Genomic DNA, 13,223 nt, shown 5'->3' with positions numbered 1-13,223 from the left:
TCTATTATATAAAGTATATCATAAAGATTCAATTTCTTCAATTGCTGATAATCACTCTCAACCATTCCTTATTTATAATTATTCATTATAAATTTCATCAAATAAACCACAATAATCTATTTCTAACTGCCAATTATAATAGCTCCACTCTTGTGGGGCAAAGACTTTAAAATTCGGTATAATACCTGAAGTTGATTCAGGATTTTCTTTATTCCAAGCAGAAAAATAATACTTGAAATCAGTATGCTTATCATTATTCCAAACAATTATTTTTTCTTCTTCATCAGTTTTGACTTTAGTAGTCCCAATCCCATAAAACACCTCTGCTATTGCCCTTAATTGCTCATCAGTTAACACAGTTAAAAAATCTTTCAATAAATCTATATTTTCTCGCGTTTCATCAGCTAAAATTCTTTTTTCTATTTGTGTTTTAGCTCTAGTTTTCATTTTAAAAGATTTTAATAATTGATAACATTTTTCTTTTTTTCTATCTCGACAGGATAACAAATTACTACTTTCAGTAAACAAATTAACTGTCACCTGATTTGATGGATGAACCCGTGGAATGTAAACAATCACTGTTTCTTTTTCTTCATCATAACTAAAATCAATTTCTTGTAGCTGCCCATCAACAGTAACATCAACTCGACTTGGGCTTTTAACCCCGCGAAAAAACAATTCATAATCTCTATTTTGGGGCACTACACTCTTATCCCCAGTTACAGAACTAATTTCAAATTGTAATTGATCAGTAGACCAATTTTGAATAAATTTAGTAGTAGCAAATTTTTCTTCTTGATAGTTCAGACCTTCGCCCTCATCTTCATATAACTCAAATTCTTGATCAGCTCCAGCAAAAATATAAATATCTAATTCTTTTGGATTATCGATTCCGCCCCATTGTAATTTAGGACCTAAAGGTACAATAGATCCTGCTTGAGCAAACATAGGAATATCTTTTAATTCACCATATTCAACATAACAGTTATCTCCCTGATAATACTCACCAGTAAAAAAGTTCATCCAATCTCCTTCAGGCAGCCAAAAAACCTTACGGCTTAAATTAGTACTTTCTTGACGGGGATTCAAATGGGGAGCGACTAATAGTTGACTACCAAAATAATATTGGCCAGAAAAATGATAAGCTTCTTCACGTTCAGGATGATGATAGTACATTGGCTGAACTAAAGGCTCTCCTTGAATATGATTTTTCCAAGCCATTGTATAGAGATAGGGAATTAAAGCATGGCGAAAACGCATTGCATCTTTAACCACAGAATAAAAGGCTTGACTCTTACTCCAGGGACGGCGATCTAAATACTTTTCATTAGTAGAATGAAGGCGCATAATTGGACTCAAAACCCCAAACTGAACCCAACGCGTATACAACTCTGCTTCATCTTGACCTTCACAGTGACCACCAATATCATGACTCCACCAACTATAAGATACATTAGATGCTGTAGCAGTGAAATAAGGTTGAAATTGTAGTGAATCCCAACTAATAATTGTATCCCCAGAAAAACCAATTGGATATCTATGACTACCTAATCCACTCCAGCGAGAAAAAATAAATGGTCTTTTATTATTCCTGCTGCGATCATAAAAATGAAGATGATTCAAAGCCCACAGTGGATCTAACCCAGGTATCTTTGTTTCTTGGCCCTGTTGCCAATCTATCCACCAAAAATCAATGCCATCTTCCTCTAAAGGATGATGAAGTAAATCAAAATAATTTTTAATAAAATTCAAATCAGTAATTTCAAATTCAATCGGTGTTTCACTAGCAGGGTCGATACCCATTTGTTGCGCAAATTCTTGATATTTTTCTTCATGAGGATGAACTCCATCCGCTGGATGAAGATTTAGCGCTGTTTTTAGCTGCTGTTCATGAAGCCAATTAATAAATCCCTCTGGATTAGGAAATAAATCTTGATCCCATGTATATCCAGTCCATCCATCAGTATAGGGATTATCAACAATATGCCAATCCATATCAATAATACAGACTGATAACGGAATTTCTCTCCTTTTAAATTCTTTAACTAAGTTCTTTAATTCTTGTTGAGTATAACTCCAATAACGACTCCACCAATTACCTAATGACCATCTTGGTAATAATGGTACTCTTCCTGCTACATCATTGAAATCTTTTATACATTGTACATAATTATGTCCATAGCCGAAAAAATATAAATCTTGTTTTTCTTGAGGCTTTGCTCTCTCTTCTAACCAACCTGTTCCTTCATTAAAGACTAAATTAGATGTGTCATCTATTACTGCCCATCCATCTCTAGATAATAACCCTTTATCTAATTCTGTCCACCCATCAATAGTATCTAAAGTTCTAATCGTCCCCTTTAAATTCTCATTATTTTCTTTGCTGGGATACCATATTTCTTCTAAATCTTTAACTTCTATTGTTAAGTTATCTTGATTAAAACTTTCTCCAGTTAGCTGATAGTCAAGAATTAACTTTTCAGTCTCAATTATTATATTCTTATCTGTTTTTTCAACTTCAAAATCAGGCACTTTTTGATTACGGTACCAAAAAGTTTGGCTCGGTCGATCTTCAAACCGCCCCTCTGTTGAATATTCTAATCTAATTAATTGCTCAGTCAAAACAGTAAAGCGATAGTTATCTCCCTCAATTACAGCCTCATCTTTAGCTACAGGGTCAAAAGAAGGATGCAAATGCTCTGGTAGCTTTTCCATAAATAAACCTCCTATAAAAATAATTAGCCCAAGTCAATCTACTCAAACTGAGCTACTAATTCAGTGATTAACTCCGCGGTAATTCCCCAAATCACACCATCTTGAGTAGAATAAACAAATAATTTATGCCTTTTACCATGCCAGGGAGTAGAATATTTTTTTGGTAAATCTAAATCTTCAGCGGGTAATAAAGTAACTTTTTCACCATTCTCATCAACTTCATAAGGATGCATTTTTATCCGTACATAATATTCTTGCGGCTCATTATCTCTAAAATACTCCAGCGGAATCGTAAAAACTTCTACAACTTCTTCATAATTTAACTCTAATTGTTCTAAATCAGAAATATTAATTTCCCCTACAAAAGCATCAATTGTAGCACCTAAAGGAGCCACAATTGTCCCCAACTTGCCTAAAAAATTAATATTTTCTTTTGCAATCCCTAATTCTTCTTTTGTTTCTCTGGTGGCAGTTTCTTGATAATTACTATCTAAATCAGGTTCATATCTACCTCCAGGAAAGCAAATTTCATGAGGTTGAGTAATATCTGCTGCACGCCGTTGAAACAACAGATGATAATTACCATCTATATTAATAAGGGGGATTAAAACAGCTGAATTAAAATACTTTCTTTCTTTAGCAATTATCTGTTCTTTATTGACTAATTTATCTTTTAATTGCTTTAATTTTTCTTCTAACATTCTTTCACCTCTTATTATATTGTAACTTTTAAATTTTGTGACTACAACTATAAATTTATTCTCCAAATAATAATTTTCCTAATAGTGGTCGATGAATATCTACTGCATCTTCAGGGCATAACTCTTGACAGCAAAAACAGCGAATACAGCCTTCTAAATCAGCCTCCACTCCTTCTTCAGTTTTAGAGATCACTTGTGGGGGACAGCCAGTAATACAGGCCCCACACTGAATACATCTCTGATCATTAAAAACAGGCTTAGGTTTAACTAACTTTCTAATCCACCGCGCCAAAAAACTAGGCATTCTTCTATCTAATAATTGCGCTGAGGAATCAATGGTAGGAGTTTTGAATTCGGTTAATTTAGTTTCAATTCCTAAATACTCAATTTGATCTATATTATGTGTTAATCCTCTTCTCTCTGCAGCTGCAATCGTCGCTACAGCTTGCGGTTTAATCCCTACTATATCTGCCATTGCTACATCTACAGCTAACGGATTAACCCCTATCACTAAACGGTTAAGTTGAAATTTATCACCACTAGAAGGACCTTCGCCTTCCATAGCTGTAATCCCATCAACAATAGTTAAACTAGTTTTAGTGGCTAAAGCAACATCTAATAGGGCATCAGAAAAATTATCAATTTGTGGCATTTTCATATGATATTCTGCTTTTAACAGACCAGGCACAGCGCCAAACATATTTTTTACGCCACCAGTCATTTTAGTTAGACCATGTGTTTTAAATTTAGGCAAATTAATTATTACATCAGCTTCGGCAATAAATTGACCTACTGTTAATTTATTTAATATTTTAGCATCAGACGAATCTTTAGTTTGACTGGCAAAATTCCAATTCAAATTAGCTGTAGTTACTTGAGCAACTTGGGACATGCCAGTCTTTTGATATACTCTTTTCATAACAGTTTTATTAAAAGGTCCCCCTGGACTATCAGCAATTATTACTTCTGCACCTAACTCCCCCACTAATTCAGCAATAGCTTGTACAACAGCTGGATGAGTTGTAATCCCTGCTTCAGGTTTCTTAGCCATTAATAAATTAGGCTTTAATAATACTGTTTGATTTTCTTGGACAAAGCTTTCTATACCACCTAAGGGTTTTAAAGCAGCACTTATTTTTTCTTTAATCAATTCGATATTATAATCTTTACATTCAACAACTAGTACTTGATTATTTTCTCCTGACATATTATCCCTCTCTATTCTTTCTCCTCAGCCCACTGTAAAGCTTTTTCTACTCGCTTATCAATTGGAGGATGAGAAGCTTTAAATAATAATTTATATAAACTTGGTTTTAATTCTACCAAACTTTCATCAGCTAATTTAGCTAAAGCAGTACCTAATTTGCTAGGCTCTTCAATTAAATGCAAAGCAAAATCATCTGCCGCTTCTTCTGTCTTACGCTGCAAATATAATTCTACAGGACTCAATAACCAACTTAAAAAACCTAAAGTTATCATAAATAAAGGTAGCACAACAATTCCATAAGGATTACTATATCCTAAATAATCAACTAATGATTGCCAAAAAGTAGATAAAATAAATGTAGTAATTAATAAACTACCTAGTTGTAAAAACAACAATTTAAAAATATCGTTATAGGCATGATGAGCAATTTCATGGGCCAAGACAGCTTCTATCTCATCATTGCTATATTTTTCAGTTAAATTATCTCCTAAAATTATTTTTCGCGTTTGTCCCATCCCCATCACAGCTGCATTAGCAGAATTGCGTTTCGAACTAAGATCAAATTCATAAATATCTGCTACTTCAACATCAGCTGTAGCAAATAAATTCATTAATCTATCACGTAACGGAGTATCAGGGTAAGGAGTCAACTCAAAAAACATAGGAAAAATAACTACAGGAAATAAGAAATTTAAAACTACAGTAAATAGCACACCTGCTAAAGCAAAGCCTATCCACCATAAATCACTATAGTAACTACTAAAAATCAAAAATGCCCGGGCAGCTATATATAAGAATAAAATACTTAAAACGCTCATTTTCAATTTATCTATCAACCACTCACTACCAGATTGATTAGACAAATTATATTCCTGCTCTAATTGATAAAATAAAAAATAATTCAAAGTCCAATCTAAACTAGAATAAATAGCATAAATAATAATTATAAAAGTAAGTAATTTCAAATCTAAGAAAGGTAATTTAGTTATTAATTCTTGATATATTTTTTGCTCAAGAGCAAAAAATATAAATCCAAAGCAAAATAAAAAGTTGAAAATTAATTTATAAGTCCGATAACGATCCTTAGATTGATTATATTCTTGAGCTAATTTTCGCCTTTTTTGCTCATAAACATCTTTCATTAAAACACCACCTTCTTTCTAAGATATAATCTCAATAATTTAAGTATATCATATTCTTGCTATCTATCCCAAATATATGATTTAACAACTGCAAAATATTCCCTTAGAGCTGTATTAGGTAGAAGGTACCTAAAATTCCTATACTACCTAATAAAAATAGTGATTTCAATTTCCAATTCATTATTGTTTATCCCTTCTCTACTAATGTTTTATTCTTTCAACTTAAAACTTTGCACTTTTAGTGCAAAGTTTAAGTTCCTACAAACACTTTTAAGTGCTTAGGAATGAGTGAAATATCTAAAGGAAAAGCAGGACCCTTTTCTCCATCTAAATCCGAATGATAATCATCTAATTTATCATCTGTGGTCTCTATTTGAAAACTATCATCTCGCAGATGAATTAAATTTTGATCATCTAAATGTTTTCCCTGCAGCATCTTAACAAACAAAGTTGCTATTTGAGGCAAAGGACAGGCCTTAATCCCTAAAAAATCAAAAACCCCATCATCAACTTGCGCCTGAGGAGCTAATTGTTCAAAACCGCCTGCACTTTTACCGTTTAAAATCAAAAACAAGTAAAATTCCTCTTCAATAACTTTCTGTGATGTCTCAATTTTTAAAGGAATATTTTTGAATTTAGGCAGCTGTTCTATTCCTTTTATATAATACCCTAATTTCCCTAAAGTATTTTTTAAGTTAATATCAATTTGATGTGATACATTAGCTAATAATCCCGCTGCACAGACGTTAACAAAATATTGCCCATTAACTTGCCCTATATCTACTCTTTGAATCTTATTGTCTAAGATTACATCTACAGCACTTTCTATCTGTTGAGGAATATTTAACTGTCGAGCAAAGTCATTAGCAGTTCCCGCTGGTATTATACCTAAAGGAATATTTAACTCTTCTTCCAGCAAAGCATTAATGATTTCATTAATAGACCCATCTCCACCAGCGACAACTACTGCATCATATTCAGAAGTTACATCCTTTAATCCCATTTTTAAATCACCTGGTTTAGCACTTCTAAAAATACTAACTTGATAGTTAGCTGTCTGCAACTTTTCAATACACTGATCAAGCTTTTTGGGGAATTCTTTATTCCCTGCCATCGGATTATATATTAATTTTAATTTTTTCATTTTCGTCACCTCTATATATATCATACCTTGTTAATTCAGAAAATTCAAACCTTAAACTCTTCTGTTTCAAACCATTTTTTTATTTCTGACAGGGGCTTAGGTTTACTAATATAATAACCTTGAACTATATCACAGTCCATTCCTCGCAAAAGGTCGATACTTTGCTGATTCTCTACTCCTTCAGCAACTACGGTTTTATCAAGTGAATGCGCCATTTTAATTGCAGCTTCAGTAATTGCTTTATCTTTATCATCTATCAAAATATCTTTAATAAATGCTCTATCAATCTTAATACTTTTAGTAGGTAAATATTTTAAATAAGCTAATGAAGAATGACCCGTTCCAAAATCATCTAAAGAAATATCAATCCCTAATTTAACAATCTGATTTAATACTTCTTTAGTTTGAGAAAATCTATTCATAATATCTCGTTCAGTAATTTCAAATTCTAAAAATGAAGGGTTAATATCATACTTCTTTAAAATTTCTTTTATATTACCTACAAAATCTGGGTCCTGTAAATCACGAGCAGAAATATTAATTGAAATTTTTACTTCATAACTATCTTTTTTCATTTTTCTCCAATCTTTAATCGCCTGCTCTAAAACCCAAATAGTTAAGTGATTAATCAATCCTGTCTGCTCAACTTGAGGGATAAATTGATTAGGAGGAATATAACCCCGCCCTGGATAATCCCAACGAATTAAAGCTTTTAATCCTATAACCTCATTTTCTACACTATTAATTTTAGGCTGATAATGTAATTCAAATTCATCTTCCCGTAGAGCTTTTTTAACATCACCTAAAAGTAAAAAATTATGTTTGCTTTTTTTGTCTAAATTCTTATGATACCATCTATAATCTAAACTATTAGAACGAGCTTTATCCATTGCTATATAAGCTTTATTAATAATTTCTTCTCCTGTTTGACTATGCTCAGGATATGCTGCTAAACCAATACTTGTTTTTAAATAAATTGGAATCCCATTAAACAACACTGGCTCTTGTAGAAAACTAGAGTACTCTTTAGCCCGTTTAAGAGCGGTAGATTTATCATGGTTTAACAATAAAATGTTAAATTTATTATTATGTGCATGATATAATTCCCCATTTTCATTTAAATGTTTCAGTAAATATTGTTTCACTTTTCGTAAAAAACTATCAGATTGCTGATAACCTATCATATTAAAAATATCAGCAAAATTTTCAATACTAATTACTAAGAGAACAAATCTCTTATTATTCCCTTTTTTCAAATTAATAATTCTATCTAATTTCATATGTAAATTCTGGCGATTAGGTAATTCAGTAATCTGATTATAATACCCCTGCTGCGCTAATTGATTAATTTTTTCACTTAAAATATCTAAAATAATTCCTGAAAAAAATCCAACAATAATTGCTAAAAAAGCTCTACCCAACCAATTATTTAGATTATAAATACTACCAGTCATTTGCCAACTCATAAGTGGACCTAAAATAAGCCCCCCAATACTACCAGCTACTACCCCTCCCGGCAACTTAAATATCAAAGCTGCAATAATTATTGTCAGATATAACAAATGAAGATGTAAATAACTTTGGGAACCAGCAAAATTAATAATTAAATAACTTAATACAAATAATATACAGATAGAAATACAACTAATTATTTTAGTTTTTGGCCCTGGATTAACCCATTTCTTAACTATTGGTTCTAAATAATAACTTATTCCTCCCAATTTAATTCCTCCTTATTTTGATGATAGAATCCTACATATATCTACATATTTCTATCTTTTTAGTAGTAATCCTTCTTAATTGTTGTTTTTTTTACTATAAAAACCAACCTGATATTCTCAGGTTGGTTTTTATGAGCAATTATTTATTAAATTTAATTAGTATGCTGTTACATCATTTTCTAAAATTTGATTAATAAATATGTCAACAATTTGGGGGTCAAATTGAGTTCCTGCACAATTAATCAATTCTTCCTTTGCTTCTGCTTCATCCATCGCTGGACGATAAACTCGGTCATTTGTCATTGCATCATAAGCATCTACTACACTAGCTATTCGAGATAGTAATGGAATTTCTTCTCCAGCTAAACCATTAGGATAACCTGTTCCATCCCAGCGCTCATGATGAGATAATATCTTATCGGCTATTGCTGCTAAATCTTTAGAGGCAGCAGCAATTCTATAACCTATCTCAGGATGTTCTTTCATTTTAGACCATTCTTCTTCATTTAAAGCACCTGGTTTTTTTAAGATACTATCCGGAATAGCAATTTTTCCTATATCATGTAGTCTAGCTAATATCTCTAATTCATCCAATTTATCACTTTCTAAATTTAGCTTCTGTCCAATCTGTAGTGAATATTTCTTTAAACGATGATTATGATTTTCAGTTTCCTCACTTTTTTCTAATAAAGATTTTTCTAATGAAGAGATAATACAGTTACGAAAACTATTACTCTCTACTAACTTATGCTTATACATTCGATCTTCAGCTAAAGTTAATATCTTATTGACTTTCTGTTCTTTCTCAGTTTTAACTGCTGTTCCCAAAGCAATACTAGGAATAATTGGATCTGCTTTATGATTTCTACACTGCCATTCTATTCTTTCTTGAATTCTCTCTACATCTTTTCGTCCCGTGCGGGGAAATAACAAAGCAAACTCATCTCCACCTACTCGAGCAATTATATCTTCTTCTCGACACACTTTTTTTAATATATCAGCTATTCTTTTTAACAACTGGTTCCCCGCTTGATAACCAAAAGCATCATTAACCATCTTTAGCCCATTTACATCTCCCACTAAAATACTTAATGGCAATTGCCGTTCTACATCTAATCTTTTTAATTCTTCTTGAAAATATTCTCGATTATATAAGCCAGTTAACTTATCATGAAAATTAAGATATTTAATTTTATTTTTTCTTTGTTGTCGTTTAGTAATATTTTTAATGAATGATATTACTTGTAATGTCTGATTACTATTAATTAAAATATTGTCCCAGGTAGTTATTATTTCTTCTCCTGTCTTATTTTCTAAACTGATATAATCAATTTGATGTTCATGGCTAGTAATTGTTTTTTTGAGCTTAGTAATATTTATACTTTGCTCTTTATCCGCTATAATCATCTTGAATAAATTTTTATTAAGAGCTTCTTCTTTATTCCAACCTAATAATTTGCTAGCTTCTTCATTCCAATCTTTAATTATAAAATTTTGATCCCAAGCTATAACTGGCATATCAATTTGCTGCATTAAATTAGTATAAAAACTTTCATCATTAATTAAATTTAAATCAAATATTTCTTCCTGTTTCTCACTCATTTCCTCTCCCCCTACTTAATAAAAAATTACCCCCAAATTTTCAGCAATCAATCCAATTTAAATACTATATAAAGTACTATATTTCTTTAATTGATTATAATTGCTATTATTTTCTTATAATTTTCAACTTATAACAATTAATGCTAATATATTATATTCTAAACAAAACTTATTTTTCCTTTTTTTCCTTTAACTTTTTTTCTTTTTTCTTTAAAAACTGTCGATTTTGAATATCTCCGACAATTTTCTTTATTTTCCATTTGTCTTTTTTCTTAATTAATATTATTCTATCGCTCATTTCAATTTTTGCTTTTTCTTCCTGTTTTGTAAAAACAAAATAATAATTACTTCTATATTCAGGGGTTGGCCCAGCTTCAATCTGCTGAATATTTAAATCTTTAATTTTAAATATTCTTCTTTCTTGTTGTTGAACTTCTTCTTTTTTCTGAGCATTACTTTCTTTCGCTGGTGGTGGGGGACTGGAAAAGAAATTTTTAGTTGTTTCTATTATATAACCATTTGTAATCATACTCTCAATATGAGATAGTTGCTTAGAATTAATAGTTTCTTTAAACAAATTAATATGCTTATCATTAATAGATTTATAGAAATATTTTACTACTTTTTTAGAAGGGGTTTTCTTATTAATTACTGGTTCATAACCACCAGAAAAAGCAAATGAAGCTAATATTGTTAAAACTACTACTAAAACAGCGGTAAATTTCCCATATCTATAAACGAACCAAAAGCTCAATTCCTTAAACTTATACATTTTTTTCTTTTTGGTTTGTTCTTCTTTAATTTTTTCTTCTTCCTTAGAAGAAGAAAACAATTGTTTATTCTGAACTAAGCGATTTAATTCTTTAGCTACTACTGCAAAACTTTCTGGTCTATCTGCCGCATCTTTAGCTAAACAATCTAATAATAAAGCACTTAACTCAGTTGATAACTTAGGATTTATTATTTGGGGACTTAAGGGTTTAATTTTTCTTATCTTAGCCATTAATTTACCACTATCTTCTTCTCCTTCAAATAATGGTTTAGAAGATAATAAATAATAAAAGAAAGATGCAATAGAATAAATTTGAGCTTGGACTGACCAGTCTGCACCTTCTCCAATTTCTGGAGGTAGTAATACCTTTTCTTCAAAATCAAATTTTAATTGTTCCCGATATTGAGTTATCCTTTGAGTAACAATAGGATCCACTATACATAGCTCATTATTTTCATTGACCCATAAGCTTTCTGGTATAATCCCAGGCAAATTCAAATTAAGAGCTTCTGCTTCAGCAAATAAATCTAATATTGTCTGCATCCAAGTAACAATTCTTTTTATTCCTACTTCATTAGAATTCAAATACTCTTTTAAAGGTGTTAAATTTTCATCTTCACGCAGTAAATAATAATCTCCATCAATATTCTCTACTGCTTGATAACTAAAATATTGTTCTGACGATAGTTCTTTTTTATTTTGCTTAATTAATTTCTTAATCTCTTTAATTATATCTCGAGCTACTCGGCCTTTAGAATCTCTACTTTGAAACACTTTCTCTGCTACCTTATCATCATCTAATTTTTTCATTTTTATGACCTCCAACTCTCAATTTTGACTTTATCTAGCATTAATTTTAACAAAAATAAAACAAAATAAAAACCCTAGCTTAAAAGCTAAGGTCTTTATTTGAGCAAAATCTATATATTAAATTTTTCTATCATTTATTTTAACTTTATTTTTCTTTTACCTCACCTAATAACTTCTTAGCAATTTCATAAGAAGGGACTTGAGGATTAGCTAATAAAGCTCTTAAAATATCTTTATCAGCACCACTTATAGCAGCTTTAGTAGCTAAATTACGAAAATTAGCTTCTTGAGCAATTATTCCTTTTACTTGCTCAGGTATTGCTGGAGCTTCTAACGGTTTAATTCGACTTGAATTAACTACAGCCGGCACCTCAACAATTACCTCATCGTTTAACTCAGGAATTAATCCCTTATTAGCTACATTTAAAATAAACTTCTGAGGTTGGTCATTTTGCAAAGCAGATATTAAAGGTACAATCACATCCGAATACCAAATAGCTCCTCGTTGATAGATAGTCTCAGGAATTTGATTAGGATTTGCAGCTAATTCTTCTTTTATCTTTTCACCTGTAGACAATAATTCTTTGGCTCTTAATTCATCCTTTTCTTTAGCTGCTGCAACTTGCTGTTGATGATGATGATAATATTTCATATATGGAACTGGTACCGCTCCTAAAGTTCTAATCAAATCACCATTAACTCCTAATTCTAATTTTTCAACTTCAGCTAATATTTCTTCTAATTTATCTTGTCCTTGATAATAAAATCCAGTGTACCAGCCTAAATGATTTAAACCAGCATAATCAACTTCTAAAGCAGAACTATCTATATCTAATAAATTTGCTATCTTATTTATAACTCCTACTGGTAAATCACAAACACTAATAATATCAAGTTCAGTTTTAGCTTGAATAGCCTGCTGTACTATACTAGCTGGATTAGTTAAATTAATTACTAAGCTATCTGGAGCATACTCCTCAATTTCTTGGGCAATATCTAACATTACGGGTACAGTACGTAAAGCATTAGCAAAACCACCTGGGCCAACTGTTTCTTCACCGATAATATCATATTTTAGTGGGAATTTTTCATCATGTGCTCTCGCTTTCATACCTCCCACTCTAATCTGAGTTAATACAAAATCTGAACCTGTTAAAGCCTCTTGACGATCAGTAGTATAAGTAACTTTAAAATTCAAATCAGAATTTTGGACTAGATTTTGACATACTTCTGCGATCAATTTCAATTTTGATTCAGTTCTACCATTCAAACAGATCTCATCAAACTCAATTTCTGTTTGATTATTAATTACAGCATCAAATAACAGCGGTGTATATAATCCACTCCCGCCAATTACACTTAATTTAGCTCCCATTATATTTACCCCCTAATTTAATTACAACAATTAA

At 31.1% G+C, this 13,223-nt stretch carries 9 protein-coding genes; all 9 read right to left on the bottom strand.

What is annotated here, in order from left to right:
• Window positions 1-78 precede the first annotated feature (78 nt).
• Window positions 79-2,715, bottom strand: a complete 2,637-nt coding sequence (locus tag JOC47_RS01300) for a glycoside hydrolase family 31 protein (protein ID WP_204700150.1) — start codon at window positions 2,713-2,715, stop codon at window positions 79-81.
• A 38-nt stretch (window positions 2,716-2,753) separates the two neighbouring features.
• The gene (locus tag JOC47_RS01295) at window positions 2,754-3,416 is read right to left on the bottom strand and encodes an NUDIX hydrolase (RefSeq protein WP_204700149.1); all 663 of its coding nucleotides are present in this window, start codon (window positions 3,414-3,416) and stop codon (window positions 2,754-2,756) included.
• A gap of 55 nt (window positions 3,417-3,471) precedes the next feature.
• Window positions 3,472-4,623, bottom strand: a complete 1,152-nt coding sequence (locus JOC47_RS01290; protein ID WP_204700148.1) for a DUF362 domain-containing protein — start codon at window positions 4,621-4,623, stop codon at window positions 3,472-3,474.
• A gap of 11 nt (window positions 4,624-4,634) precedes the next feature.
• Window positions 4,635-5,765, bottom strand: coding sequence for a M48 family metalloprotease (locus JOC47_RS01285; RefSeq protein WP_204700147.1), 1,131 nt, complete (start codon window positions 5,763-5,765; stop codon window positions 4,635-4,637).
• Window positions 5,766-6,015: 250 nt separating this feature from the next.
• The gene (locus JOC47_RS01280) at window positions 6,016-6,909 is read right to left on the bottom strand and encodes a YegS/Rv2252/BmrU family lipid kinase (RefSeq protein WP_204700146.1); all 894 of its coding nucleotides are present in this window, start codon (window positions 6,907-6,909) and stop codon (window positions 6,016-6,018) included.
• 44 nt (window positions 6,910-6,953) lie between these two features.
• The gene (locus JOC47_RS01275) at window positions 6,954-8,630 is read right to left on the bottom strand and encodes a putative bifunctional diguanylate cyclase/phosphodiesterase (RefSeq protein ID WP_204700145.1); all 1,677 of its coding nucleotides are present in this window, start codon (window positions 8,628-8,630) and stop codon (window positions 6,954-6,956) included.
• A 156-nt stretch (window positions 8,631-8,786) separates the two neighbouring features.
• Complete coding sequence (locus JOC47_RS01270) at window positions 8,787-10,232, bottom strand: sensor domain-containing diguanylate cyclase/phosphohydrolase (RefSeq protein WP_204700144.1); 1,446 nt, start codon at window positions 10,230-10,232, stop codon at window positions 8,787-8,789.
• Window positions 10,233-10,401: 169 nt separating this feature from the next.
• The gene (locus JOC47_RS01265; protein ID WP_204700143.1) at window positions 10,402-11,814 is read right to left on the bottom strand and encodes a serine/threonine-protein kinase; all 1,413 of its coding nucleotides are present in this window, start codon (window positions 11,812-11,814) and stop codon (window positions 10,402-10,404) included.
• Window positions 11,815-11,959: 145 nt separating this feature from the next.
• On the bottom strand, window positions 11,960-13,189 hold the full coding sequence (locus JOC47_RS01260) for a family 4 glycosyl hydrolase (RefSeq protein ID WP_204700142.1): 1,230 nt from the start codon (window positions 13,187-13,189) through the stop codon (window positions 11,960-11,962).
• Between the last annotated feature and the right edge of the window lie 34 nt (window positions 13,190-13,223).

The sequence above is a fragment of the Halanaerobacter jeridensis genome (assembly GCF_016908315.1).
Classification (GTDB): domain Bacteria; phylum Bacillota; class Halanaerobiia; order Halobacteroidales; family Halobacteroidaceae; genus Halanaerobacter; species Halanaerobacter jeridensis.
This window is presented reverse-complemented; position numbering and strand designations above follow the sequence as displayed.